Annotated in this window: 23 protein-coding genes; 16 read left to right on the top strand and 7 right to left on the bottom strand. The window is 73.4% G+C overall.

What is annotated here, in order from left to right; translation table 11 throughout:
* Nucleotides 1–90 precede the first annotated feature (90 nt).
* Nucleotides 91–987 (top strand): LysR family transcriptional regulator, encoded by an 897-nt coding sequence (locus tag Q8791_RS12610; RefSeq protein ID WP_330091849.1) that lies wholly within the window; start codon nucleotides 91–93, stop codon nucleotides 985–987.
* Nucleotides 988–1,459: 472 nt separating this feature from the next.
* The gene (locus tag Q8791_RS12605; RefSeq protein ID WP_330091848.1) at nucleotides 1,460–1,921 is read left to right on the top strand and encodes a PPOX class F420-dependent oxidoreductase; all 462 of its coding nucleotides are present in this window, start codon (nucleotides 1,460–1,462) and stop codon (nucleotides 1,919–1,921) included.
* Between the two features lie 61 nt (nucleotides 1,922–1,982).
* Here Q8791_RS12605 and Q8791_RS12600 read toward each other — a convergent pair whose 3' ends face one another.
* The 6 genes from Q8791_RS12600 to mgrA all read right to left on the bottom strand — a co-directional run bounded on the left by Q8791_RS12600 (nucleotide 1,983) and on the right by mgrA (nucleotide 8,701).
* Nucleotides 1,983–2,321 (bottom strand): hypothetical protein, encoded by a 339-nt coding sequence (locus Q8791_RS12600; RefSeq protein ID WP_330091847.1) that lies wholly within the window; start codon nucleotides 2,319–2,321, stop codon nucleotides 1,983–1,985.
* 33 nt (nucleotides 2,322–2,354) lie between these two features.
* Nucleotides 2,355–2,756 carry a four-helix bundle copper-binding protein gene (locus tag Q8791_RS12595; RefSeq protein WP_330091846.1) on the bottom strand — a complete coding sequence of 134 codons (402 nt, stop codon included), beginning with the start codon at nucleotides 2,754–2,756 and terminating at the stop codon, nucleotides 2,355–2,357.
* 37 nt (nucleotides 2,757–2,793) lie between these two features.
* The gene (locus Q8791_RS12590) at nucleotides 2,794–4,233 is read right to left on the bottom strand and encodes a cytochrome P450 (protein WP_330091845.1); all 1,440 of its coding nucleotides are present in this window, start codon (nucleotides 4,231–4,233) and stop codon (nucleotides 2,794–2,796) included.
* A gap of 22 nt (nucleotides 4,234–4,255) precedes the next feature.
* On the bottom strand, nucleotides 4,256–6,280 hold the full coding sequence (locus Q8791_RS12585) for a CocE/NonD family hydrolase (RefSeq protein ID WP_330091844.1): 2,025 nt from the start codon (nucleotides 6,278–6,280) through the stop codon (nucleotides 4,256–4,258).
* Nucleotides 6,281–6,292: 12 nt separating this feature from the next.
* Complete coding sequence (locus Q8791_RS12580; protein WP_330091843.1) at nucleotides 6,293–7,609, bottom strand: ATP-grasp domain-containing protein; 1,317 nt, start codon at nucleotides 7,607–7,609, stop codon at nucleotides 6,293–6,295.
* A gap of 96 nt (nucleotides 7,610–7,705) precedes the next feature.
* Complete coding sequence (mgrA, locus tag Q8791_RS12575) at nucleotides 7,706–8,701, bottom strand: L-glyceraldehyde 3-phosphate reductase (protein WP_330091842.1); 996 nt, start codon at nucleotides 8,699–8,701, stop codon at nucleotides 7,706–7,708.
* Between the two features lie 278 nt (nucleotides 8,702–8,979).
* Here mgrA and Q8791_RS12570 point away from each other — a divergent pair, with 278 nt between their 5' ends.
* From Q8791_RS12570 to Q8791_RS12545, 6 genes are all read left to right on the top strand, one after another.
* Nucleotides 8,980–9,627, top strand: a complete 648-nt coding sequence (locus Q8791_RS12570; protein WP_330091841.1) for a VOC family protein — start codon at nucleotides 8,980–8,982, stop codon at nucleotides 9,625–9,627.
* 182 nt (nucleotides 9,628–9,809) lie between these two features.
* On the top strand, nucleotides 9,810–10,163 hold the full coding sequence (locus tag Q8791_RS12565; RefSeq protein ID WP_330091840.1) for a hypothetical protein: 354 nt from the start codon (nucleotides 9,810–9,812) through the stop codon (nucleotides 10,161–10,163).
* Nucleotides 10,164–10,421: 258 nt separating this feature from the next.
* Nucleotides 10,422–11,561, top strand: coding sequence for an SDR family NAD(P)-dependent oxidoreductase (locus Q8791_RS12560; protein WP_330091839.1), 1,140 nt, complete (start codon nucleotides 10,422–10,424; stop codon nucleotides 11,559–11,561).
* Nucleotides 11,562–11,770: 209 nt separating this feature from the next.
* Entirely contained in the window at nucleotides 11,771–12,736 is a 966-nt protein-coding gene (locus Q8791_RS12555) for a TIGR03557 family F420-dependent LLM class oxidoreductase (protein ID WP_330091838.1), read from the top strand.
* A gap of 70 nt (nucleotides 12,737–12,806) precedes the next feature.
* Nucleotides 12,807–13,004, top strand: a complete 198-nt coding sequence (locus Q8791_RS12550; protein WP_330091837.1) for a hypothetical protein — start codon at nucleotides 12,807–12,809, stop codon at nucleotides 13,002–13,004.
* A gap of 324 nt (nucleotides 13,005–13,328) precedes the next feature.
* Nucleotides 13,329–14,441, top strand: coding sequence for a glycoside hydrolase family 5 protein (locus tag Q8791_RS12545; RefSeq protein WP_407941989.1), 1,113 nt, complete (start codon nucleotides 13,329–13,331; stop codon nucleotides 14,439–14,441).
* A 138-nt stretch (nucleotides 14,442–14,579) separates the two neighbouring features.
* Here the strand turns inward: Q8791_RS12545 and Q8791_RS12540 are convergent, their stop codons facing one another.
* Nucleotides 14,580–17,072: an ATP-dependent Clp protease ATP-binding subunit gene (locus Q8791_RS12540; RefSeq protein WP_330091836.1), complete on the bottom strand. Its 2,493-nt coding sequence runs from the start codon at nucleotides 17,070–17,072 to the stop codon at nucleotides 14,580–14,582.
* A 381-nt stretch (nucleotides 17,073–17,453) separates the two neighbouring features.
* Here Q8791_RS12540 and Q8791_RS12535 point away from each other — a divergent pair, with 381 nt between their 5' ends.
* From Q8791_RS12535 to dgoD, 8 genes are all read left to right on the top strand, one after another.
* Nucleotides 17,454–18,455 carry a substrate-binding domain-containing protein gene (locus Q8791_RS12535; RefSeq protein ID WP_330091835.1) on the top strand — a complete coding sequence of 334 codons (1,002 nt, stop codon included), beginning with the start codon at nucleotides 17,454–17,456 and terminating at the stop codon, nucleotides 18,453–18,455.
* 50 nt (nucleotides 18,456–18,505) lie between these two features.
* Nucleotides 18,506–20,020 (top strand): sugar ABC transporter ATP-binding protein, encoded by a 1,515-nt coding sequence (locus Q8791_RS12530; protein WP_330091834.1) that lies wholly within the window; start codon nucleotides 18,506–18,508, stop codon nucleotides 20,018–20,020.
* A 14-nt stretch (nucleotides 20,021–20,034) separates the two neighbouring features.
* Nucleotides 20,035–21,045: an ABC transporter permease gene (locus Q8791_RS12525; protein ID WP_330091833.1), complete on the top strand. Its 1,011-nt coding sequence runs from the start codon at nucleotides 20,035–20,037 to the stop codon at nucleotides 21,043–21,045.
* A gap of 110 nt (nucleotides 21,046–21,155) precedes the next feature.
* A complete protein-coding gene (locus Q8791_RS12520) occupies nucleotides 21,156–22,241 on the top strand; it encodes a zinc-dependent alcohol dehydrogenase family protein (RefSeq protein ID WP_330091832.1) in 1,086 nt (361 codons plus the stop codon).
* A complete protein-coding gene (locus tag Q8791_RS12515; protein ID WP_330091831.1) occupies nucleotides 22,238–23,497 on the top strand; it encodes a hypothetical protein in 1,260 nt (419 codons plus the stop codon). The genes Q8791_RS12520 and Q8791_RS12515 overlap by 4 nt, the downstream gene beginning before the upstream one ends.
* 1 nt (nucleotide 23,498) lies before the next feature.
* On the top strand, nucleotides 23,499–24,254 hold the full coding sequence (locus Q8791_RS12510) for an SDR family NAD(P)-dependent oxidoreductase (protein WP_330091830.1): 756 nt from the start codon (nucleotides 23,499–23,501) through the stop codon (nucleotides 24,252–24,254).
* A gap of 22 nt (nucleotides 24,255–24,276) precedes the next feature.
* A complete protein-coding gene (locus Q8791_RS12505; protein WP_330091829.1) occupies nucleotides 24,277–25,008 on the top strand; it encodes a FadR/GntR family transcriptional regulator in 732 nt (243 codons plus the stop codon).
* Nucleotides 25,005–26,150, top strand: coding sequence for a galactonate dehydratase (dgoD, locus tag Q8791_RS12500; protein ID WP_330091828.1), 1,146 nt, complete (start codon nucleotides 25,005–25,007; stop codon nucleotides 26,148–26,150). The genes Q8791_RS12505 and dgoD overlap by 4 nt, the downstream gene beginning before the upstream one ends.
* The last annotated feature ends 8 nt before the right edge of the window (nucleotides 26,151–26,158 follow it).

Genomic DNA, 26,158 nt, shown 5'->3' with positions numbered 1-26,158 from the left:
TCCAGCGTTTTCGGATGCGGCAGGGCCCGACGTTAGCGTCAGCTAGGGTGATGGAAAAAGTCAGCTTCTTTCAGGTGGGTTGATAGGCAGATGGGCCTGTCCAGCGACAACATCGACCTGTTCCTCGCCGTGGTCGACCACGGCTCCTTCTCGGCCGCCGCACGCGCGCTGAACCGGGTCCCCTCTGCGGTCAGCATGGGGATCGCCAACATCGAGGCCGAACTCGGCTATCCGCTGTTCGACCGCTCCAGGCGCGAGCCCGCGCCCACCGCGCAGGCGCACGCCCTCATCCCGCACGCCCGGCAGATCGCCAGCAGGCTGCGCCTCCTCCAGGCGCACGCGATCGAGCTCTCCGACGACCTGGAGAGCTCGCTCACCGTGGGGGTGGCGGCGGGGGTCGACCGGGGTCCCCTCCTGGACGCGGTGGCGGAGATCGCGGAACGCCATCCCCTGCTTCCCGTCGAGATCGCCGACGCCCAGCAGGACGACGTCCGCGAGATGCTGCACTCCGGGGCCGTGGACCTGGCGCTGATGTTCGCCAAGACGCGGAACGACCGGGAGGAGGTGTTCCTGAACGTGGCGGAGGAGACGTTCGTGGCGGTGGCGTCCGCGACCGTGGAGACCTTCGGCCTGCCCGCGGACCTGCGGCGCCTGGAGGACCTCGCCGGCGCCCGCCAGATCACGGTGTCCAGCCTGGAGCAGGAACTCACTGAGCGGCGATTGGTCGTCTCGGACGCCTACTGGCGCACCAACTCTGCGGAGACCGCGCTCGGGCTGGTGGAACGCGGGGTCGGCTGGGCCAACCTGCCGCTTCCCGCGGTGTGGGGGAAGGTCGCCGAGGGGACCGTGCGGGTGATGGAGTTCGAGAACCTCCGGAACGGGCTTGCCATGCCCGTGCAGCTGGTGTGGCTGCGCGGCAGGCCCCTCCGGAAGGCGGCGGGGCAGCTGGTCGCGCGGATGGGTCCGGACCGGCAGGCCGGAGGCTGACCCCGGCGGCGCGCTCCGCTGCCGGGACTTCCCACACCGCTGGTTCAGGGACAGCCTGGAGGGGTATCCGTGGGACTTCGGACTCCGTTGGAAGGAGGGCGATCTGCGCATGTACCTCTTCGTCAGCGACGAGGACGTGCGGTTCCACAGTTGGTTTCACCGGGCTGGGTGAGCGGACCGGAACCGTTGCCGCTGTGACGCCAGGGACCCTGGCCCCGATGATCTTGTACCTATAGCCGATTTCGACGCCCCAACCTCGCTATAAGTACAAGATCACGGGGGAGCACCCGCACCCGCACCCGCACTTCCCGCGCCCGACCGGCCCCCGACCGGCCCCCGGCCGGCCCCCGACCGGGGCAGCGCCCGGGCCCGAGACACGGGGTGCCGCGGCCTGGCTCACCCGGAGCGGGAGGGCTAGGCTGGCCCGGTTCGTGAGCGGAACGCGGACACCCTGAGCAGCGAAAGCGAGAAGATGAGCCCTTCGATCGCCACCAACACCAAGGTCGACCTCGACGGACTCCTGGAGTTCGCGCGCCCCCGCCACCGGGGGCTCCTCATCACCCGCCGATCCGACGGCGCCCCCCAGGCCTCCCCGGTCACCTGCGGGGTCGACACCGAGGGCCGCATCGTGGTCTCCACCTACCCGGAGCGAGCCAAGGCCCGCAACGCCCGGCGCGACCCACAGGCGAGCATCGTCGTCCTGTCCGAGGACTTCGACGGCCCGTGGGTCCAGATCGACGGCGACGCCGAGGTCATCGACGGCGAGGAGGCCGTCGAGCCCCTGGTCGAGTACTTCCGGGTGATCTCCGGAGAGCACCCCGACTGGGACGAGTACCGCGAGGCGATGCGCCGCCAGGGCAAGGCCCTGGTCCGGATCACCCCGAGGCGCTGGGGTCCGGTGGCCACCGGCGGGTTCCCCGCCGACCGTGTCTGACACGGCGCAGGGCCGCGCGGATCGACGTCCGCGCGGCCCTGCCCCTCTCCGTTCCGGGCCGTCAACGGCCGGGCGGCCCGCTCTCCCCGCCGGGCTCCTCCGGGACCTCCGGACCCGAGGGGCCTCCCCGCCCCTCCGATCCCTCCGAGCTCTCGGACCCCTCCGGCCCCTCGCGGCCCTCCTCCAACTCCCCCTCCAGCCCCTCCTCCGGGGCGTCGTCCCGGTCGGCGGGGCGGCGGCTGCCGTCCGTCCCCCGTTCCCAGTACTCGGGGGAGCGAACGGCCCTCTGCTTGCGGATCGTGTCCATGCGGATGATCCACAGCACCAGGAAGATCGCTCCCACCGGGACGGCCACGGCCAACAGGGCCCCGACCGGCACGTCGAGCGTCAACACGTCCATCGCGCTCCCCTCCCGTTCACGGAGGCGTCGGACTCAGAGGACGCCCAGGAGTTCCGTGCACGCCCGCTCGCAACGGCGGCAGGCCTCCGCGCACGCACGGCAGTGCGCGTGGTCAGCTTCCTGTCGCTCGCACTCGTCACCGCACCGGCGGCACGCCGCCGCGCAGGCCTCCAGGAGAAGCCGCAGGAGTGCGTCGTCCCGACCGACCCCCTGGGAGACCGCCCGGCCGGTCACGGCGCACAGGTCCGCGCAGTCCAGGTCGGCGCGGATACAGGCGACCAGTTCCGCCACCGCCTCCTCGCCCAGGCAGGCGTCAGCGCAGGTCGTGCACGCCCTGGCGCACTCCTCGCACGCCCGGACGCACGCCGCGGCCTTCGCTCCGATCCCCTCCGGATCCTCCGGGTGGGTGTACAGCATCTGTCCGACCGTGTTCACGGCCCCTCCTCGGTGCTCGTTCGGATGCGGACCCCGTTCAGGACCGGGGCCCGTCCAGGGTGAAGCGCAGGGCGAAGTGGTTCAGGGAGGAGGGGAGTCCGGATGCGGGAAGCGGCCCCCGGGCGTCCACGCGGGCCAGGTCGCGGCCCCGCACCAGTGTCCGCAGGAACAGGGACGCGGTGAGAAGGACGGCGTCGCGCCCGGGGCAGCCCGCCGGGCCGTAGCTGAAGGGCAGGATCCCCGGGTCGCCCTCGGCGCGGCCGTCGAGCCAGACCTCCGGCGCGAACGCGTCGGCGTACGACAACCGCTCGGAGTCCCGGTGGAAGTACGAGCTCACCACCAGGAACGCCGTCCCGGCGGGGAAGACCCGGTCGCGCCACACCGTCTCGCGGGTGCTCTCCCGCACCACCACCAGCGTGGTCGGCCACAGCCGCACCGACTCCTGCAGGGTCGCCCGGAGCAGCGGCAGGTTCAGGCCCTCCCGCACCTCCGCCTCCTCCCGGGCGGCGTGCGCGCCCGGGCTGAGGGACGTGAGGAGGGCCAGTGAGCGGAACACGGAGATGGCGGCGGCGTCGAAGGCGAACAGCCAGTGCGCCGCCTGGTCCTCCGGGCGCAGGCCCTCCTCGGAGCCCAGACCGGACGCGAGGCTGCCGGGTTCGGCCCCCGCCACGTTCTCGCGCATCCTCTGGAGGAACTCGGACCTCGCCGACCGGTGCACCGGCGCCGCGTACGACCAGTTGGCACGCGACCTCAGGCGGCGGAGGAGTTCGGTGGTCCGCCGGTCGGCCGCGGCGGCGGGCCCGAAGACCACGCGCCGGGCCAGTGCGTCGAAGGACGCTGAGAAGCGCGCCCAGTCCAGGACGCCGCCGTCGCCCAGGGCCGCGGCCAGGGCGAGGGCCTCCTCGTCGGCCTGTGCCGCGACCGTGGCCCCGTCCGGGTGGATCGTGTGGCCGGGAGCCAGGGCCGCCTCGTTGGCGGCGCGCCGCCGGGGCCGTTCCTCGCGTTCGGAGACCAGAACGCCGTGCGGCTGGAAGTGCGCGAGGGCGCCGCGCTTCTCCCGCCCGCCGGGGGAGAACGGTTCGGGTGTCTCCCGCAGCAGCCTGCCCACGTCCTCGGCGGCGAGGACGAGAGCCGCGTCCCTGCCGGCCAGTCGCAGCGGCAGGGGGCCGTCACCGTGGCGCTCCCGCAGTTCGCGGAGGGTGGAGGCGCCCGCGCGGTCGCCGCCCGCGGCGCAGACGAGCCCCTCCGTCAGGGGGCGCCGCACGACCGCGCCCCGGGCCAGGGTGGGGACCAGCACGGTGGCCAGCAGGCGCGCCGTCTCGGCGGCCTCGGGGCCGTCCGTCCGCGCTTCGGAGGCTCCGGCCCCCTCCGGCTCTCCCGGCCCCGCCTCCCCGCCCGGTCCTCCGGTGCCGAGCGCCCCCGCGTCCTGCGGGCTCTCCCGGAGGTCCTTCCCCGTGCCGTGTCCGATGGATGTCATGGCCCTCCCTCTCACTCCCGGGTCACAGGTGGTCCCGGGGGACGGTCTCGCTCCACTCCCGGGAGAAGATCCGCTCGTCCCCCTCGAACGCGTCCAGGGTCGCGTATACCCGGAACTCCGTCTCGGTGCACTCAAGAGACGTATGGGTCTCGGTACGCGCGCTCCAGTCCCCCCGCGCGAACCGCATCGTCCACGTGGACCTGCCCCGGGCGGACGTGAAGTCGTCCGCCACCGACTCGTAGAGCTCGTACGCCCGTCGGCCCACGTCCAGGTCGATGTCCTCGAAGTGCAGGATCCCCCCGTCCTTGACGATCTCCAGGGACGACCGGGTGTCGACCATGTCCCGTTGGACCGTCCAGCGGTGGTCCGGGGTCTCCCGCCGCGAGGTCGCGATCTGCGGCGCCCCCTCGGGCTCGCCGAAGGGCCGCGGGTCCGGGGTCTCGCCCTCGGGTACGGGGCGGACCGGCAGGTGCAGCGAGCTCCCCTCCGGGTGGACGGTCATCAGCACCGGGCGCGGCGGCGGCCAGGCCAGGGGCCAGTACGACGTGGACAGCGACAGCCGGATGCGGTGGCCCGCCGGGAACACCTGGGCGACGCCGTTGAGTGTGACCCTCACCCGGCAGCGCTCGCCCGGCTCGACCTCCCGCGGCGTCTCGTGCCCGTCCCGGTGGGTGAGGTTGAGCAGGCCGAAGGTCACCCGGGTGGCGCTGCCGTCGGGCGCCACGTCGCACAGCCGGGCGGCGACCATGGCCACGGGTTCGGTGACCGAGAGCTCCAGTTCCGCCTCGGCGGCGCCGAGGATCTCCACGTCCTCGGTGAGGATGTCGCTGTCGAAGACCAGGGAGCCCCCGTCCTCCTCGCGCTGGTCGTAGGGGAGGTCCGGCGGGGCGTTGTACGACGCCCACTTGCCGGCGAACTGCCCGGTGGTCAGCGGTGACCGCAGGGTCAGCGACTCCGCGTCGACCTTCTCCCCGGGCGCCCCGAGCCGGTACCTGGCCAGCGGGAGCTCGGTCGGGTCGATACCGGGGGAGGGCCACGCGTCCTCGCGCACCCACCGGCCGGGGCGCTCCTCGTAGGAGGTGGACGGCGGCACGCTGTCCTGCATCCACGCCCACAGGGAGGGTCCCGCGTCGACCCCGTTGTCCACGCCCTTGAGCCAGTGGTCCAGCCAGCGCACGACCTCCTGGAGGTAGCCGATGGCGGGGCCGGGCTCGCCCATGTGCGGGTACCGGTGGGACCAGGGGCCGATGAGGCCCCGGCGGGGCGCCTCCAGGTTCTCCAGGACGCGGAGGACGGCGTTGGAGTAGCCGTCGGCCCAGCCGCTGGAGGCCAGGACCGGGCAGCGCACCGCCGTGTAGTCGTCGCACACCGACGCGTGCGTCCAGTAGTCGTCGCGGCGCTGGTGCCGCAGCCACTCCAGGACCCACGGCTCGGTGGCCTCCAACCGCTCGCGCCACATCCGCCGCCACCGTTCGCCCACCACGACCGGGTCGGGCGGGCATGTGCCGAAGGCGAACATGGTCCCGGCCTCCGCCAGGTTGTCCGAGAGCAGGCATCCGCCCATGTAGTGGAAGTCGTCGCCGTACCGGTCGTCCGTGAAGGAGCTGATCACGATCGCGCCGAGGCTCGGCGGCCGTCGCGCCGCCACCTGGAGTGCGGCGAACCCGCCCCAGGACAGGCCCAGCATGGCCGTGCTCCCGTCGCACCAGGGCTGGTCGGCCAGCCAGGCCAGGACCTCCTCCGCGTCCTGCTGCTCGCGTTCGAGGTACTCGTCGACGAGCACCCCCTCGGAGTCGCCCGTCCCCCTCAGGTCCACGCGGACGCAGGCGTAGCCGTGTCCGGCGATGTAGGGGTGGTGGAGGGAGTCGCGCACGGCCGTCAGGTCCCGCCGGCGGTAGGGGATGTACTCCAGGACAGCGGGTACGGGGGTCGCGTCGGAGGAGGTGGGGCGCCACATCCTCGCGGCCAGCCGGACCCCGTCCGACATGGGGATCCAGAAGTGCTCGTCGGAGCGGACCGCGTGCGGCAGTGATGTCACCTCGTGCATGTCCGGACCTCCTCAGCGCCGGTCGGCCCCGTGGGGCACCACGTCTGCGTCCTCGGCCTCCTCCACGAACTCGAACCGCAGTGCCTCGACGCAGCGCTCGTACTTGGCGCGCATCTCGGTCTCGTCGGCGGCGCCGATGACGATCTTGGCGAGCTCGAAACTGTAGCTGTCCTGGGACCGCATCTCGGAGAGCGGCTCGCCGTGCTCGGGCACCACTTCGACGCGTACACCCGGGAGGGAGCGCTCCAGCTCGGCCACCTCGTCCGCGGTGGGCACGCGCACGGGGACGCCGTCGTTCCCGAAGCGCCGGTGGTACCACTCCGCCGCCACGGCGTGGTCGCCGTGGATGTCCGCGGCCAGCCGGGGGTCCCTGCCCAGGCTCAGCAGCAGCATGCGCTCGTGGTTGGCGATCCCGTCCACCAGCTCGAACAGCTCGGCGTGGGTCTGGGAGTGCCGGGGGTTGACCTCCAGGAGGTTGAGGCCGTCCTCGACGGGGTCGTAGAAGAACTCGACGCTGAACGTGGAGTTGTCCAGACCGACCCTGCCGATGACCCGGGCGGCCACGTCGGCCATGCGCCGGCGCACCCCCTCGGGGAGACCGGAGGGGTACTGGTGGCGGAGGAAGGCCGAGCTGCCGGGGTAGTCGACCGAGTCGAGGGAGGCGTAGACGACGACCTCGCCCCGGTACACGAAGCCCTCGACGGCGGCCTGCACACCGTGCAGGGCGCCCTCGGCCAGGCAGGTGCGCCCGCCGACCTCGGCGATCTCCGGGGGCAGGTCGACCCTGGAGAGGATCTGCTCGAAGGGGCGTCCGATGCGGTCGATGCCCTCGCGCAGCTCGGTGACCGCCTCGTCGAAGCCCTTGTCGTCGAGCACGTGGAAGGCGAGTTCGGAGGAGGCCGACTTCACGGGCTTGAGCCACATCGGGTAACCGGGGGACGCCGGGGGGCTGGGGTGGTCGTTCAGTTCCACGAGGGCGAAGGGCGGGTACTCGTCGATGACCTCGCGCTGTTCCAGCCTGCTCCAGTACTTGTGCTCGCACTTGACCACGGACTCCAGGGACGGCGAGGGGAGTCCGCGGCGCTCGCACAGGATGGGCACGAGGAGGGTCACCGGGAAGTCCCAGTAACCGCAGATGGCGTCGACGGAGCCGGGGAACTCGTCGAGGACCCTCTCGGCCGCGGACAGCAGCTGGTCGATGTCGACCTCGCCGGACTGCAGTTCGTCCAGGCTGAGCAGCTGGTGGAAACGGCAGTCGCGCCCGGTGGGGGTCCGGCGCAGGATCTCGTGGTTGCGATCGTCCATTCCGATCACGAAGACGTTCTTCACGGGGGTGCACCACCTTCCTCGTTCGTGTGAACGATGTTGGTGGTGCGCCGTACCCGCGTTGTCCGTGATCAATCCGAGATGTGACGCGTCGCGCACTCAGCCGGCGGGAGCGTACCGGTCGATCTCGGCGAGTTCGTCAGCGCCGAACTCCAGGTTCGCGACCGCCGCCACGTTGTCCTCCAGCTGTGCGACGCTGCTCGCCCCGATCACCGCCGACGTCACCCGCCCGCCGCGCAGCACCCACGCCAGCGCCATCTGCGCCAGGGACTGGCCCCGCCGCCCGGCGATCTCGTCGAGCGCGCGCACCCGCTCCAGGACGTCCCCGGTGACGCCCTCTGCGTTCAGGAACGGGCTGTCCCCGGCGGCGCGCGAGCCCTCCGGGACCCCGTTGAGGTACCGGTCCGTCAGTAGTCCCTGCGACAGCGGCGAGTAGGCGATCGAACCGGCGCCCACCTCGTCCAGCACGTCCAGCAGGCCGTCTTCCACCCACCGGTTGAACATCGAGTACGACGGCTGGTGGATCAGCATCGGCGTGCCCAGGTCCCGCAGGATCGCGGCGGCCTCGCGGGTCCGCTCGGGGGAGTAGTTGGACACCCCCGCGTACAGGGCCTTGCCCTGGCGCACCGCCGTGTCGAGCGCGCCCATGGTCTCCTCCAGGGGCGTGTCCGGGTCGGGGCGGTGGGAGTAGAACACGTCCACGTACTTCAGGCCCGTGCGGACCAGGCTCTGGTCCAGGCTGGCCAGCAGGTTCTTGCGCGACCCCCACTCGCCGTACGGGCCGGGCCACATCAGGTACCCGGCCTTGGTGGAGACGACGATCTCGTCCCGGTACCTGCCCAGGCCGCCGGCGATGATCCGGCCGAAGTTCTCCTCGGCGGCGCCGGGCGGCGGCCCGTAGTTGTTGGCGAGGTCGAAGTGGGTCACACCGAGGTCGAAGGCCCGCAGCACGATCGCGGTCTGTCTCGCCAGGTCGCGGTCGTGGCCGAAGTTGTGCCACAGGCCGAGCGACAGGGCGGGCAGGCGCAGTCCGCTGCGTCCGACCCGCCGGTAGGGCATGGTGTCGTACCGCGTGGAAGCGGCGGAGTAGGTCATGGGGTGTTCCCCGTTCTCGTGGCCGCGCGCCGGTCGGCCGGCGCGCGGAGGGTGGCGTGCGGAGAGTACAGCCCGGACGCTCCGCGCGCGCGACACGGGTGCGCCCGGAGTGCAGCGGGAGGACACGCGCCGCACGTTGCTCCCGGGCGGGCGGATCAACGGCCGGCCGCCGGACGGGCCCGGACCTGCGCGGCGGTGCCGCGTGCGCGCCGACCGGCGCCCCGTGGTGTGCTTGGGGGAGCCGGACCGGCCGGCAGACGACGAATGAGGACCCGCAGATGAGCTTCCCACCCGTGCTCGACCACCTCGTGTACGCCGTGCCCGACCTGGGCGAGGGCGTCGCAGCGTTCGAGGAGCGCACCGGCGTCGCACCCGCGCGGGGCGGCGTCCACCCGGTCGGGACGGCGAACGCGCTGGTCGCCCTGACCGTGGACGGGGAGCGCGCACCGTACTACCTGGAGATCATCGGCCCCGACCCGGACCGAGCCGACCCCGGGCCGGTCCACGTGTTCGGGATCGCCGACCTGGACGGACCCCGCCTCAACGCATTCGCGGTGCGCACCGACGACGGCCTGGAGGAGGTGGTGGAGCGCGCCCGGGCGGTCGGACACGACCCCGGCCGGATCGAGCCGTGGTCGCGCGCCACACCCGACGGGACGGTCCTGCGCTGGCTGCTCGCCAAGGCCGAGCGCCCCTCCTACCCGGACCCGGTGCCGTTCCTCATCGACTGGGGGCGGACCCCGCAGCCCGGCCTGGGCGACCTCCCCGCCCTCGAACTCCTCTCCCTGCGCGCCGAGCACCCCGACCCCGGCTCCCTCCGGGCGGTCCTCGGAGCCCTGGGGACGGACCTGGAGGTGGGGGCCGGTCCCGAGCCGCTGCTGGAGGCGGTGCTGCGCGGCCCCCGGGGCGAGTTCGCCCTGCGCTGACGGACCGGTCGCCGTACCAGGTCCGGGGCCGACGTCCTCCCGCCCCCTTCTCCGACTTCTCCGAGCGGGGAACCGTCCGCGGAGCCCGGGGGCCGCGACGGCCCGGATGTTGTTTCGCGTGCCACCACCCGGGTAGCCGAATCCCCACACCCCCATCGTCAACAGCAGGGGAGCGAGGACCGATGAGCGAGAACACACCTCCGATCGAGGGCTACGAGGGACTGCCGATCGCGTCGCTCCAACACCGCGTGCGGTCGCTCGACGAGGAGCAGATGCGGCAGCTGATCGGCTACGAGGAGGAGCACGCCAAGCGGGTGGGCGTGTTGGAGATCCTCAGGAACCGCCTCCGGGAACTGGAGGCGGGAGCCGAGCCGTCCGGCGGCTCCCAGCGGTTCCAACCGGAGAGGCCGGGCCCGCCCGCCGGAGGGTCGCCGGTAGGCGAGGCCACGGCCGCGCCCCAGGCGAGCCCGCCGCCGCACGGAGTGCCCGCCCAGCCCGCGAAGCCCAAGGGCGACTACCAGCCCGGGGGGCAGTAGCCGCGGGGGATGCGGCCGGAGGGGGCGGGCCCCTGCCGCGGGGACCGGGCCCGGCCCCTCCTCCGGCCGGGTCGTGCGGCCACAATCGGGGGCCTGGGTTTGCCCATGTGTTGCCACCTGCGGTTTTCAGGCGGGGCACAGCGGGTAGCCGTACACCCACATCCCCCTGACCCGTCGCCGACGTACAGGGAGAGCCATGGCGGTACGAGGGACCACGCCCCCGACCCCCGGATCCGGTGGCCGCGACCGGAGCGACCGGTGATCGGCTGGAGGGCGCCCCTGGCCCTGGCCGGCGCGCGCTGGGCGGCGAAGAGGCTGGGACACGGGCACGACCCCGAGCCCCCGCCCCGGCCCGCGGGCGGCGACCTCCTCGGCGTGCTGCCGTGGGCCGCCGCCGGAGTGGCCGCGGGCGTCGGCGCCGCAGCCCTGTCCCGGCGACGCCGCACCGGCCGCCTGACCGGGCGCGTCGCGCTGGTCGTCGGCGGATCGCGCGGGCTCGGCCTCCAGCTGGCCAGGGAGTTCGCCGCCGGGGGAGCGTCCGTGGTCGTGTGCGGACGCGACACCGACAGCCTCGACCGGGCCGTCGCCGAACTCACCGGACGGGGCGCCGCCGCCCACGGCGTCTCCTGCGACGTCGCCGACCCCGACCAGGTGAGGGCCATGGTCGCCGAGGCCGCCGCCCGGTTCGGGCGCCTGGACTTCGTGGTCAACAACGCCGGGATCATGCGGATCGGTCCGCAGGAGGCCCTCGCCGAGGAGCACTTCCGGGCCGCCATGGACGTCATGTTCTGGGCGCCGTTCCACGTCGGACGGGCGGCCCTGGACCACCTGCGCGCGACCTCCGGCACCCTCGTCAACATCATCTCCATCGGCGGCGAGGTGGCCGTGCCGCACCTGCTGCCCTACTCCTGCGCCAAGGCCGCCGCGCGGGCCCTGTCCGAGGGGCTGTCCGCCGAGACGGCGGGCACCGGGGTGCACGTCACCACGGTCGTCCCCGGGCTCATGCGCACCGGCTCCCACCGCGGGGTCGCGTTCACGGGGGCGCCCGAACGCGAGTACGTGTGGTTCGCGTTCCTGGCGGGCCTGCCCCTGCTCTCGGTGGGCGTGGAGCGCGCGGCCCGGCACATCGTCCGCGCCGCCGCCCGGGGCCGCGGGCACCTGCTGATCACACCCATGGCCAGGGTCGGCACGGCCGTCCACGGGATCGCCCCTGGACTCACCCAGGCGGGGCTGGGCGTCGTGGGGCGCCTGCTCCCCGCGGCACCCGAGCAGGTGGAGGAGCGGGACGGGGTCGAGGCGTCCCGGAGCCCGGCGGGACGGCTGGTCGACGCCATCGGCACCCTCAACGAACGCGCGGGCGACCGCCTCAACCAGGAGCCCCGCGCGCGCCGGGGGTGAGCGATGCGCACCGCGACCGCGAGACGGGCCGCGCCCGGGGGTGGGTTCCCGCCGGGGCGCGGGCCCGTGCGCACGGCGCCCGCCGCGCGGACGACCGCGCACCGCCGCCGACCACGAACCCACCACGCAGACAACGGACGACCACGGCACCACGGCCGCCCCGGGGCCACCACCGGCCCCGGCGGCAACGGCGATCGGGGGATTGCGACGTGACGCGTTTCGGATACTTTCTCGCCAGTGAGGAACACGGCCCCGCGAGCCTGGTCCGCCAGGCGCAGGGGGCGGAGGCCGCCGGGTTCGACGCCCTGTGGATCTCCGACCACTTCCATCCGTGGCTGGACTCCCAGGGGCAGAGCCCGTTCGTGTGGTCGGTCATCGGTGCGATCGGCCAGGCCACGTCCCTGCCCGTCACCACGGCGGTGACCTGCCCGACCACGCGCATGCACCCCGCGGTGATCGCGCACGCGGCCGCCACCTCGGCGGCGCTGGTCAGGGGAGGGTTCACGCTGGGGGTCGGCACGGGGGAGGCGCTCAACGAGCACATCCTCGGGCTGCCGTGGCCGCCCGCCGCCCAGCGCATCACGATGCTGCAGGAGGCCATGCAGGTGATGCGCGAGCTCTGGACGGGCAAGCTCATCACCCACCGGGGCGAGTACTACGACGTCGACACCGCGCGCCTGTACACCCTGCCCGACGAACCGCCGAAGATCTACATGTCCGCGTTCGGGCCCAAGGCGACCGCGCTGGCGGCCAGTGAGGCCGACGGCCTGATCCAGGTCGCCCCCAGCCCGGAGACCGTCGAGATGTTCCGCTCCAGGGGCGGTGCCGGCAAACCCGTCCAGGGCGGGCTCAAGGTCTGCTGGGACCCGGACGAGGGCCGGGCCCGGCGACTGGCGCACGAGCGGTGGCCCAACGAGGCACTCCAGGGGGAGGCGGCCCAGATCCTCCCGCTGCCGCGCCACTTCCAGCAGCTCACCGAGAGCCTGGTCACCGAGGAGGCGGTGGCGCAGCAGGTGACCTGCGGCCCCGACCCGGAGGCGCACCTGGCGGCGATCAGGCCGTACCTGGAGTCCGGTGTGGACGAGGTGTACGTCTGCCAGGTCGGCGACGACCAGGAGGGTTTCTTCGAGTTCTACCGGAGCGAGATCCTGCCCCGGCTCAGAGCCGGGGTCTGAACAGGCCCGGTGCGCGGGCGGGCCCCGCCCGCGCACCGCGACCCGCAAGACCGACCAGTGAGGAGGAGACATGAACGCCCGCACCCGTGACGGGACCCCTGACCCGGCCCTGCGCTACCCGGACCCCATGCCGCCGATGCCGCCGGACCCGTTCCCCCCGACCCCGATGCCGGACCCCCCGTCCCCGCCGGAGCCGCTGCCCGAACCCCCGGGCCCCGCGCCCGTACCGGAGCCGCCCGGCCCGGAGCCGGAGCCGGAACCCGCCTGAGACAGGGCCCGTGACCCCGGGTGGTACCCGGGGGTCCGGAAGGCCCCGTGGAGTGCGCCGTGACAGGTGCGCCCCGCGGGGCCTCCTGCGTTCAGGGGGGCCGTTCGGGGCGCCACCGGGCGCCGGTCGCGAGGGCGGGCACGGGGGCGCGAAGGGGCGCGAGAGGGGCGGGGAATGCGAGGGGATCGTGCGAATTCATGCCGTTAAGGGGTATTGACCGCTTCGTAACCGAAGTCTAGATTTCCACAAAAGAAAAGATTCCTTCCGGTTCGGTGCGGTCTCCTCCCCGAGCCGCGCCGGGCCGCCACCCGCTGGAGGAAGCCCGTGGCGCACCACCCCCCGACCCCCGCCCGCACACGTCTGGCCCCCGCCGGCGCCGCGCTCGTGGGAGCGCTCCTACTCGCCCTGGTCCTTATCGCCCTCACCGGGATGAACGGGCCGACCGGCGCGGTCACGGCCGCAGCGGAGGAAGCGGCACCCGCCTCCTCGGAGGCCGCCGCCTCCGGCCCCGCCGACACGCACGGGCAGCTCGCCGTCTGCGGCGTCAAGCTCTGCGACCGGAACGGCGACCCCGTCCAGCTCACCGGGATGAGCTCGCACGGTCTCCAGTGGTACAGCGACTGCCTCACCGACGGCTCGCTGGACGCGCTCGCCCAGGACTGGAACGCCGACGTGCTGCGCGTGTCCATGTACATCCAGGAGGGCGGCTACGAGACCGACCCGCGCGGGTTCACCGACCGGGTCCACGAGCTCATCGAGGAGGGCACCGACCGCGGCATGTACGTCATCGTGGACTGGCACATGCTCACCCCCGGCGACCCCAACCACAACACCGAGCGCGCCCGCACGTTCTTCTCCGAGATCGCCTCCGTCCACGCCGACAAGGACAACGTCCTGTACGAGATCGCCAACGAGCCCAACGGGGTCTCCTGGGACGCGGTCAGGGGCTACGCCGAGGAGATCATCCCGGTCATCCGCGCCGAGTCCCCCGACGCCGTGGTCCTGGTCGGCACCCGCGCCTGGTCGTCCCTGGGCCTGTCGGAGGGCTCCGACCACACCGAGATCACCGCGGACCCGGTCGACGCCGACAACATCATGTACGTGTTCCACTTCTACGCGGCCTCGCACGGCGCCTCCTACCGCGAGGCGTTCCGGGCCGCCGCCCAGGAACTCCCGCTGTTCGTCACCGAGTTCGGCACCCAGCAGGCCACCGGGGACGGCCCCAACGACTTCACGTCGGCCCAGGCCTACCTCGACCTCATGGAGGAGGAGCAGATCAGCTGGGTGAACTGGAACCTCTCCGACGACTTCCGCTCCGGCGCGGTCTTCGAGACCGGCACCTGTGCCGCCGGGGGACCCTGGACCGGGACCGACTCGCTCAAGCCCGCGGGCGAGTGGATCCGCGACCGCATCAGGGAGAGCGGCACCGCCGCCTGACCCCGCCGCGCGCCCCGGGCGCACGGCACAGCACAGGCTCCGGGGCGCCCGCCGCGCGGCGGGCGCTCCGGGCGCGCGGCCGTCCCGCGGAAGGCCGGGCGGCTCCCGCCGGCCCGGCCGCCCGGGAGCGGACCGCCCTCAGAACGCCGGCATGGTGGAGATCCGCAGGTCATCGTCGTCGCCCACGTCCACGATCACCCGGTCGCCCGAGACGATCTGCTGGTCCAGCACCATGCGCGAGAGGCGGTTGCCGACGGTGCGCTGGATCGTGCGCGCCAGCGGCCGGGCGCCGTAGGCGGGCTCGTACCCCTGCTTGGCCAGCCACGACACCGCCTCGTCCGAGAACCGCACCGTGATGTCCTGCGCCTTGAGCCGCTGTTCGAGGTGCTCCAGCATGAGCCGGGTGATCTGGGCCAGCTCCTCGTTCCGCAGCTGCTGGAAGACGATGATCTCGTCGATCCGGTTGACGAACTCCGGCCGGAACTCCTCGCGCAACCGCCGCATCACCCGCTGCTCGGTGTCGGGGTCCATCTGGCCGTCGGCCGTGAACCCCATCGGTCCGCCGCCGGTGATCGCCTCCGACCCCAGGTTGCTGGTCATGATGACCACCGTGTTGCGGAAGTCCACCGTCCGCCCCTGGCCGTCGGTCAGCCGCCCGTCGTCCAACAGCTGCAACAGCAGGTTGAACACGTCCGGGTGCGCCTTCTCGATCTCGTCCAGCAGGAGCACCGAGTACGGGTTGCGGCGCACCGCCTCGGTCAGCTGGCCGGCCTCCTCGTACCCGACGAACCCGGGAGGGGCGCCGGTGAGGCGGCTGGCGGTGTGCCGCTCCTGGAACTCGCTCATGTCGACGCGCACCATGGCGTCCTCCGACCCGAACAGGGCCTCGGCCAGCGCCCGCGCCAGCTCCGTCTTGCCCACGCCGGTCGGCCCCAGGAACAGGAAGCTGCCCACCGGCCGGTCCGGGTCGCCCAGCCCCGCCCGTGAGCGGCGGATCGCCTCGGACACCGCCGTGACCGCCTCGTCCTGGCCGATCACCCGCGTGTGCAGCACCTCCTCCAGGTTGACCAGCCGGTCCCGCTCCTCCTGGGTGAGCTGCGCGACCGGGATTCCGGTGCTGCGGGACACCACCTCGGCGATGTCGGCGCTGGTCACCTCCGGCACCGCCGAGCCGGTGCCGCGCGCCTGGTGGACGGTTCCCCGCGCGGCGGCGATCTCGTCGCGCACGGCCGACGCCCGCTCGTAGTCCTCCTCCTGGACCGCCTTCTCCTTCTTGCCCTCCAGCTCCTTGATCCGGTCCTCCAGCTCGCGCAGGTCCGAGCTGGAGCTCTTCAGCCGCAGGCGTACCCGGGCGCCCGCCTGGTCGACCAGGTCGATGGCCTTGTCCGGGAGGAACCGGTCGGTGACGTAGCGGTCCGAGAGCTCGGCCGCCGCGACCAGGCTCTCGTCGCTGAACCGCACCTGGTGGTGGGCCTCGTAGCGGTCGCGCAGCCCGCGCAGGATCTCCACCGTGTCCTCGACCGACGGCTCGGGCACCTGGATCGGCTGGAAACGGCGTTCGAGGGCGGCGTCCTTCTCGATGTTCTTGCGGTACTCGTCCACCGTGGTCGCGCCGATGACGTGCAGCTCGCCGCGGGCCAGCGCGGGCTTGAGCATGTTCCCCGCGCTCATCGACCCCTCGGCCCCGCCGGCGCCGACGATCGTGTGGATCTCGTCGATGAAGATGAGGAGCCTGTCGGCCTGGGCCCGGATCTCGTCCACGATCGCGGTCAGGCGCTCCTCGAAGTCGCCCCGGTAGCGGGTGCCCGCCACGATCCCGGCCAGGTCGAGCTGGACCAGCCGGCGCCCGCGCAGCGTCTCGGGGACGTCGTCGTCGAAGATGCGCTGGGCGATCCCCTCGGCGATCGCGGTCTTGCCCACGCCCGGGTCGCCGATGAGCACCGGGTTGTTCTTGCGCCGCCGGGCGAGCACCTCGATGCACTGCTCGACCTCCGCGTCGCGGCCCACGACCGGGTCCAGGCGCCCCTCGCGCGCGAGGGCGGTCATGTCGGTGCCGAACTCGTCCAGGGTGGGCGTGGACGAGGGCTCCTCCTCGTGCCGTTCCGCGGCGGGCACGGGCCCGGCCGCCTTCTGGAGGGCGGGCGGGGTGATCCCGGAGTCGCGCATGAGCTGGCTGACCGGGCTGTCGGGGTTGACGGCCAGCGCGAACAGCAGGTGTTCGGGAGTGATGCTGGAACTGCCTGTGGCGCGTGCGATCTGGAGGGCGTCGAGGAGGGTCCGCTTGGCGGCGGGGGTGAGCCTGGCCGATCCGCGCACCGTCCGGGGAGCCTGCGCGACCGCCTGGTCGATCACCTCCGTGAGCTGGTCGGGGTTGGCGTCGGTGCGTCCCACCAGATCACGGGTGGGCTGGTAGCGCAGCAGGGCCCACAGCAGGTGGACCGTGTCCACGTCGGCGCCACCGGACTCCAGCGCGCGGCGCACCGCGACGTCGGCCACCTGCTGGGCCTCGGCGCTCATCAGCTTGGACAGGTCCACGCGGCGGACCGGCCCCCGCGCCCCGAGGAACCGGGCCAGGAACTCGTCGAAGGACCCGGGATCGTCGCCGCGGTCCTCGGGAAGGTCGTGTGTCATCTCGTCTCGTCCCCCGTGCGTGTGGTGGCATGCCATCGCCAAGTAGTGACTCGGTCACCCTACGTGAAACACCGCGAACCGGGCGGCAGCCGCCTCGGGCGTGGCAGGGGGGCGGGATTCCGCGGACGCCGGCCCCCCGTGTCCGGATCCCGCCGCCGGGCCGGCCGGGGGAGAGTGGTGCGCGGAGTCCCGGCGGGCGCGCGTCCGCCGCCGTGGCCTGCGGCGACGACGGGCCTCGCGTGGCGGGGTGTTCACTTCTGGAAAAAATAATTAATTAGTATTTATTCTTGACGTTACCTACGTCACGATGGCATGCTTCCAGCGAGCCACACAGGTGTCCGCGCAGGTGAGAGCGGACGCTGACAGACAGGGAGGACCCCCATGGAGAGACGACCGCGGCGCATCCGCGGACGCGCGCTCGCCGCACTCGCGGTAGCCGTGTGCGCGGTGACGCTCGCAGGGTGCGCCGGAGGAAGACTCGGCGAGGACGGCCGCATCGGCGTCGTCTACATGGACGCCCAGGGCTACTACGCCGGAGTCCGCCAGGGCATGCAGGACCACGCCGAGGAGTCCGGGCGCGAACTCCAGCTCCTCGAACTCAACGCCCGCGGCGACGCCTCCGAGGAGAGCACCTTCGTGGACGTCACCGCCTCCGCGGGCGTCGACGTGCTCGTCCTGTCGCCGGTCTCGGCCACCGCCTCGATCCCCGCCCTGCGCCTGGCCCACGAGAGCGGCATCCCCGTGGTCTGCTACAACACCTGCATCGAGGACGAGGCCGCCCGGGAGTACGTCACCTCCTACATCCTCGGGGACCCGCACGAGTTCGGCCGCCTGCTCGGCGAGGCCGCCGCGGACCACTTCGAGGCCGAGGAGGTCGACGACCCCAGGATCGCCGTCCTCAACTGCGAGTTCGTCGAGGTGTGCGTCCAGCGGCGCGAGGGCTTCGAAGAGGCGCTCTTCGACCGCCTCCCGGACGCGGAGATCGTCGCCAACCAGCAGGGCGCCACCATCGACGAGGCCGTCGACGTGGGCGAGCGCGTCCTCACCGCCCACCCCGACCTCGACGCCTTCTACGGCGAGGCGGGCGGCGCCACCATGGGCGCGGTCCGGGCCGTGCGCAGCAGCGGCCGCACCGGCGACGTCGTCGTCTTCGGCAGCGACATGTCCACCGACGCCGCCCGCGCACTGTCCGACCACACGGTTCTCAAGGCCAACGTCGACATCTCCGGCATCGCGGTCGGCCGCATGGCGGGGGAGACGGTCGAGCGCATCATCGCGGGCGAGGAGGGCGGCGAGTTCGTCACCAACGCGCCCATCGACCTCTACACCACGCCCGAGGACGGCGCCCAGTGGCTGGAGGAGCACCCGGACGGTATCCCGTGACCGGCAGCCCGAACCCCAGCCATCCCACCCGTCCCACCAGTGGAGCACCCATGAGCGACACCCCCGCGGTGGCGGCCGACGCGGCGGTCGTGGCCCGCACCCGGGCAGCGACCAAGACCTACCCCGGTGTCCGGGCCCTGGACGGAGCCGACTTCGAGGTCCGCGCCGGAGAGGTCCGTGCGCTGCTCGGCCGCAACGGAGCCGGAAAGTCCACCCTCATCCGCGTCCTCTCCGGGGTGGAGACCCCGGACGAGGGCGAGGTCGAGATCGACGGGCAGCCCCTCGGGGACGGCGGCGTCCGCCGGGCCTCAGCACTCGGCGTCGGCACCGTCTACCAGGAACTCAGCCTGGTCCCGCAGCTGTCCGCCGCCGAGAACCTCTACCTCGGGGCGTGGCCCACCACCGCCGGGCGCGTCGACCACGCCGCCATCAGGACCGGGGCCCGCGAGGCCTTCGCCGAACTCGGCGTCGACATCGACCCCGCCACGGCGGCGGGGGACCTGCCCCTCGCCCAGCAGCAGCTCGTGGAGATCGCCCGCGCCCTGCGCTCGCGCCCCCGCCTGCTCATCCTGGACGAGCCGACCAGCGCCCTCGCCGCAGGCGAGGCCGACATCGTCCTGCAGGCGGTCGACCGCGTCGCCGCGAGCGGCGTCGGCGTCATCTACGTCAGCCACCGCCTGGACGAGATCCGCCGCGTCGCCGACACCGTCACGGTCATGCGCGACGGGGCCGTCGTGGAGACCGTCCCCGTGCGGGGCGCCACCACCGCCCGGATCGTCTCCCTCATGCTCGGCCACGACGAGCAGGAGCAGGAGAGGCCCGAGAGCAGGGTCGACCGCTCCGGGACCCCGCTGCTGTCCGTGCGGGGCCTGGCCGTCCCGCCCAAGGTCGACGACGTCTCCTTCGACGTCCACCCGGGCGAGGTCCTGGGCCTGGCAGGGCTCATGGGCTCGGGGCGCACCGAGATCCTGCGCGCCCTGGCGGGCTTCACCCCCGCCACCGGCACTGTCGAGGTCGAGGGCACGGCCGTCGCCAGGCCCACGCCCAGCACCATGAAGCGGCTCGGCGTCGGCATCACCCCCGAGGACCGCAAGGGAGAGGGCGTCGTCCCGCTCCTCGGCGTCTCCGAGAACATGGTGATGACCTGGTTCGGCGGCGCCTCCAGGGCAGGGACCGTCCTGCCCTCCCGGGTGTCGGCCATCGGGAGCGAGCTCATCGAGCGCTTCTCCATCAAGGCCGCCCGCCCCGACACCCCGATCGTCAACCTCAGCGGCGGCAACCAGCAGAAGGCCGTCATCGGCCGCTGGCTGCACGCCGGAAGCCGCATCCTGCTCCTGGACGAGCCCACACGAGGCGTGGACGTCGAGGCCAAGGCCCAGATCTACCGCATCGTGCGCGAACTGGCCGCGAAGGGCGCGGCGGTCGTCTTCGTCTCCAGCGAACTGGAGGAGCTCCCCCTCGTGTGCGACCGCGTGCTCGCCCTGCGCGGCGGACGCCTCGAAGGCGAGTTCACCGGCGACGACATCACCCTGGACAACATCATGGCCGCCGCGATGGCGGCGTGAACGGCGAGGAAGCTATGACCACCACCACCCAGGTCACCGGCGAGGCGGTCTCCGCCCGCGGCGACCTCATCGGCCGCTTCGGCCCCCGTCTCAACGAGATCGGCCTGCTGGCCGCCATCGTGCTCCTCTACGTCGTGCTCGGCTCCACGGCCGCCGGGTTCCTGAGCCTGGACAACCAGCTCGGGCTCCTGCGCAACGCCGCGATGATCGGCATCGCCGCCTGGGGCGTCACCCTGGTGATCGTCGCCGGCGAGATCGACATCAGCATCGGCCCGGCGGTCGCCTTCGCGTCCGTCATCGTCGCCAAGGGCGCCACCGAGTGGAACCTCGGCGTCGGAGGGGCGATCGTCCTCACCCTCGTGATGGGCGTGCTCTGGGGCGCCCTCGCCGGATGGCTGCGCGCCCGGTTCAACGTCCCCTCGTTCATCACCACGCTCGGACTGTGGAGCGTCCTGGGAGGGCTCGCCCTCTACATGACCGACGCCCTGCCCGTCCCACTGCCCGAGAGCGCGGTGTTCGACGTGCTGGGCGGGTCGATCCTGGGCGTGCCGACCGCCGCCCTGGTCATGTTGGTCCTGTTCGCGGTCTTCGCGTACGTCTCCCGGTACACGGCCTACGGCCGCTCCGTGTTCGCCACCGGCGGCAACGCCGCCGCGGCCCGGCTCGCGGGCATCAACGTCTCCCGCGTGCGGATCGCGCTGTTCGCCACGACCGGCCTGCTCGCCGCGATCACGGGCGTGCTCATGGCGGCCCGCCTGGGCTCCGGCAACGGCGGCGCCGCCGCCGGACTGGAGTTCGACGTCATCGCCGCGGTCGTCATCGGCGGTACCGCCCTCGCGGGCGGACGGGGCTCCCTCGGCGGGACCTTCCTCGGCGTCATCTTCATCACCGTCATCGCCAACGGGCTGGTCCTGCTCGGGGTCAACTCGTTCTTCCAGGACGTGGTGCGCGGCCTCATCATCGTGGCGGCCGTCCTCGTCAACGTCATCATCAGCCGGCGCGAGTCCGCCCACCGGCTCACGTAGCAGGCGCCTCCGGGACCCGCGGGTCCCGGAGGCGCCCGAACCCGAGCCGGGGCGGACCGCCACATCCGCCCCGGCCGCACGCCGTCCGCACGAAGAAACGGGGGACACCCATGAACGCGACCACAGAACCGCTCCCGGCCACCATGCCCGGGGTCCGCCTGCCCGGCGACTCCACCGCCGTGGTCGACACCCTGCCCGTACCCGAACCCGGCCCCGGGCAGGTCCTGCTCCGGGTCGGCGCCTCCGGCATCTGCGGCAGCGACATCGGGTTCATCTACCACGAGCACAAGACCCACCGGGGCGTCGACGGCCCCGCCTACCGCGGCGTCGTCGCCGGCCACGAGCCGTCCGGCACCGTCGTGCAGGCAGGCCCCGGGTGCCGCCGCTTCGGCGCCGGGGACCGGGTCATCGTCTACCACATCGCGGGCTGCGGGCTCTGCGACAACTGCCGCCGCGGGTTCATGATCAGCTGCACCGACCCCTCCCGCGCGGCCTACGGGTGGCAGCGCGACGGCGGCCACGCCCGGTACCTGCTCGCCGACGAGTCCACCTGCGTGCCCCTGCCCGACGAGCTGTCCTTCGTGGACGGCGCCCTCATCGCCTGCGGGTTCGGCACCGCCTACGAGGGGCTGCGCCGGATCGCGGTCAACGGCGACGGCGACCTGCTCGTCGTGGGCCTGGGGCCCGTGGGCCTGGCCGCGGGCATGATCGGCCGGGGCATGGGCGCCGCCCGCGTCATCGGCGTCGAACCCTCCCAGGTGCGCCGCGACTGGGCCGGCACCCTCGGCGTCTTCGACGCCCTGGCCTCGCCGGAGGAGGCCGCCGAGACGGTCGGCCGGGTCACCGCCGGACGCGGGGCGGCCACCGTCATCGACTGCTCGGGTTCGCGCCCCGGCCGATCCCTGGCGCTGGAGAACGCCGCCGAGTGGGGCCGCGTGTCCCTGGTGGGCGAGGGCGGGACCCTGGAGACGGAGGTGTCCGACACCCTCCTGCACAAGCAGCTCACCCTGTACGCGTCCTGGGTGACCTCCCTGCCCGCCATGGCGGAGCTGTCCCAGAACCTGGTCCGCTGGGGGCTGAGCCCCGAGCGCGTGGTGTCCGACCGCTTCACGCTCGCCGACGCCGACGACGCCTACCGGCTCGCCGCGGGCGGCAGCCGGGGCAAGGTCGTCCTCGTGGACGGGGACGACCGGTGACCGGGGCGGTCACGGTCGAGCGCGACACCTCGGGGGCGCACGAGCTCGTCGTCCTCGACAACGGGGTGCTGAGGGTGACCGCAGCCCCCGCCCTGGGCGGGCGGATCCTCTCTGTCCGCCACCTGGGGCGCGAGCACCTGTACCGCAACCCGCGCCTGCTGGGGGAGGACCTCCAGCCGGTCGCGGGCGTCGTGCTCGGTCCGGTCGGCGGTCCGATGAGCGCGTGGCACAACGTGGGCGGCGACAAGACGTGGCCCGCACCCCAGGGGTGGGACGGACCCGACCAGTGGGCGGGCCCGCCCGACCCGGTCCTGGACTCGGGGGCCTACGCCGCCGAGACCGCCACGGCCGCCGACGGCTCCGCCACCCTCACCATGAACAGCGCGGACGACCAGCGCTCCGGGCTCCGCCTGGTGCGTCGCCTGACCCTGGAACCGGGCGCCTCCGGCTACCGGCTGGACCTGGAGGCCGTCAACACCTCCGGCGTCCCGCGCGAGTGGGCCCTGTGGAACGTCACGCAGATCGAGGGCGGGCACGGCACCGGCCGGCCCGCCGCCGGCCGTGGGACGGGACCGGGCGGGGAGTCCGGCGGCGACGGCCGAGGCGCGGACACCGGCGGCCACGGGGTCTACGTCGGTGTGAGCGGCACCGGTCCGCACACCGTTCCCCTGGTCGCGGGCGACGCCAACCCCGCCACCGTCGAGCACACGCCCTCGGTGGTGCGGGTACCCGCGCAGGACGTCGTCGGCAAGGTCGGGTTTCCCACGGCCTCGGGCTGGCTGGCCAACGTGGGCGCCGCCGGCACCCTCACCCAGCGCTTCGCCGTGGACGGGGGCGCCGCCTACCCCGACGGGGGATCGCGCGTCCAGGTGTGGCTGGAGTACCCCGTCGAACACCCGCTGGAGCACCTGGGCGGGCTGTGCCCCGTCGACAGGGTCGTCGAGTGCGAGGCGCTGGGCCCGCTCACCGTGCTCGACCCGGGCGGGAGCACCGCCCTCACGGTCGAGTTCGGCTTCGGCACGACCACCGGCCCCGTCGTCGACGTGACGCCGGAGGGCTACTGGGCGCAGCCGTCCGGCACGGGCCCCGCGGAGGGCGGGAACCCGCAGCCCTCCGCGGTCTTCACGGCCCTGCGGGAGGGAACACCCGACGGGGGCGCCCCGCCGCGCCAGGACGCCGGGCCGGGATCCGGCCCCGGCGCACCCGTGTCCGCCGACCGCACGCGGACACACGACCACCACCCGGACCAGGAGTGACATGACAGACAGCAGGCACGACGGGGTCACCGCCGTGGTCACCGGAGCGGCCCAGGGCATCGGCGAGGCCACCGCCCGCCGCCTGGCCGCCGAGGGCGCCTCGGTGGTGCTGGCCGACCTCTCGCCCCGCGTGGAGGAGGCGGCCGAGCGCGTGCGCGCGGAGGGGGGCCGGGCCGTCGCGGTCCGGGCCGACGTGTCCGACGAGGACGACTGGGCGCGACTGGTGGACACGGCCCGCTCCGGGTTCGGCCCGGTGGGGATCCTGGTGTCCAACGCGTACACCGTCGAGGTCGCCCCGGCCCACGAGACGTCGATCGCCTCCTGGGAGCGGCAGCTGTCGGTCAACCTCACCGGTGCGTTCCTGGGGATGCGCGCCTGCCTGGACGACCTCACCGCCCAGCGGGGCAGCGTCGTCCTCACGTCGTCCGTGCACGCGTGGTTCGGGCTCCCCGGACGCCCCGCCTACGCCACCACCAAGGGCGGTCTCACCGCCCTGACCAGGCAGCTCGCCGTCGAGTACGGCCCGAGCGTGCGCGTGAACTGCGTCCTGCCCGGCCCCATCCTCACCTCCGCCTGGGACGAGGTGTCGGAGGAGGACCGCCGCGACAGCGTCGCGCAGACCGCCGCCCGGCGGTTCGGCGACCCCGCGGAGGTCGCCTCCGCCATCTCCTTCCTCGCCTCCGCGGAGGCCTCCTACGTCACCGGGGTGAGCCTGCCGGTCGACGGAGGGTGGAGTATCTACAAGGCGTCGTCGTGACGCACGGGAAGGGGAGGGACTGATGGCGGCCTACTCGGGGCGCGGAGTACACGGCCAGACGGTGCGGTTGCTGGGGGAGCGCGTGCTCTCCGGCCGGATCGCCGAGGGCGAGACCATCGACCTGGCCGCCCTCAGCGACGAACTCGACCTCAGCCTCACCGCGATCCGCGAGGCGATCAAGGTCCTGGCCGCCAAGGGGCTGGTCGGCTCCCGGCAGCGCAAGGGGACGTTCGTGCGCCCGCGCGGGGACTGGAACCTGCTCGACCCCGACGTGGTCAGGTGGCAGATAGCGGCGGGCGCCGGGGACGTGTTCTTCCGCAACCTGGCCGAGCTCCGGGAGGCCCTCGAACCGGCCGCCGCCCGCCTGGCAGCCCTGCGCGGGACCGAGGCCGACGTCGCGGCGCTGCGCGCGGCCGTGGCGGACATGGCCGAGTCCGGCGAGGCCACCCCGGAGGCCGCTGCCGAGGCCGACCTGCGCTGGCACCGGGCCCTGCTCTCCGCCACCCGCAACGAGCTGTACACCCGCACGGACGTCTTCTTCGCGGCCGGGCTCTCCGAACGGGACCGCCTGGTGCACGGAGGGGCCCACAAGGACCCTGTGCCCAGCCACGCCGCCGTCACCGAGGCGGTCGCGGCGGGCGACCCGGTCGCGGCCGAGCACGCCATGCGCACCCTGCTCGACCAGGCCAGGGAGGACCTTCTCCGCGCCACCGGAGAAGGCGCACACGACGACGATCTGGAGAAACCGCAGTGAGGATCACCCGCATCGAGACGTTCCTCGTCCCGCCCCGGTGGCTGCTGTGCCGCGTCGAGACCGACGACGGGATCGTGGGCTGGGGCGAGCCGGTGGTGGAGGGCCGGGCCGAGACGGTGCGCGCCGCCGTGGGGGAGCTGTCCGACCTCCTCCTGGGGGAGGACCCCACCCCCATCGAGCACCACTGGCAGCGCCTGACCAAGGCCGCGTTCTACCGTGGCGGCCCCGTGCTGTCCAGCGCCGTCGCCGGGCTCGACCAGGCCCTGTGGGACATCGCGGGCAAGCGCCTCGGGGTCCCCGTCCACCAGCTCCTGGGCGGCCCGGTCCGCGACCGGGTGCGCGTGTACGGCTGGGTCGGGGGAGACGACCCGGCCGAACTGGCCGACGCGGTCTCCGCCCGGGTGGAGTCCGGGCTCACCGCCGTGAAGATGAACGCCTCCGGTGTCATGGGCCGCTCCGCCACCGTGCGCGAGATCGACGAGATCGTGGACCGCCTAGCCCAGGTGCGCGACGTCCTGGGCCCCGACCGCGACGTGGCCGTGGACTTCCACGGCCGGTTCAACGCGGCCACCGCCCGCAGGGTGCTGCCGCTGCTGGAGCCGCTGCGCCCCATGTTCGCGGAGGAGCCGCTCCTGCCCGAGTACGGGCACCTGCTCCCGGACATCGTCCGGTGCAGCCCGGTGCCGATCGCCACGGGCGAGCGCCTGTACGGGCGGACCGACTTCCTGCCCGCGCTCCAGGCCGGGATCGCGGTGGCCCAGCCGGACCTGTCCCACGCCGGGGGCATCTCCGAGGTGCGGCGCATCGCCTCCCTGGCCGAGACCTTCGACGCGGTGCTGGCGCCGCACTGCCCGCTGGGCCCGATCGCCCTGGCCGCGAGCCTCCAGGTCGCCTTCGCCACCCCCAACTTCCTCATCCAGGAACAGAGCATCGGCATCCACTACAACAAGGACGCCGAACTGCTCGACTACGTCGTGGACACCGGGGTGTTCGCCTTCCCCGACGGGAACATCCACCGCACGGACGCCCCCGGGCTCGGCGTGGAGGTGGACGAGGACGCGGTGCGCCGCGCGGACCGGGTGGGGCACCGGTGGCGCCCGCCGGTGTGGAGCCACGAGGACGGATCATTCGCGGAATGGTAGGAGTGCCG

The sequence above is a fragment of the Nocardiopsis codii genome (assembly GCF_036327455.1).
GTDB classification, from domain to species: Bacteria; Actinomycetota; Actinomycetes; order Streptosporangiales; family Streptosporangiaceae; genus Nocardiopsis; species Nocardiopsis codii.
Note: the sequence above shows the minus strand (reverse complement) of the source record. Positions and strands in the feature narration are given on the sequence as shown.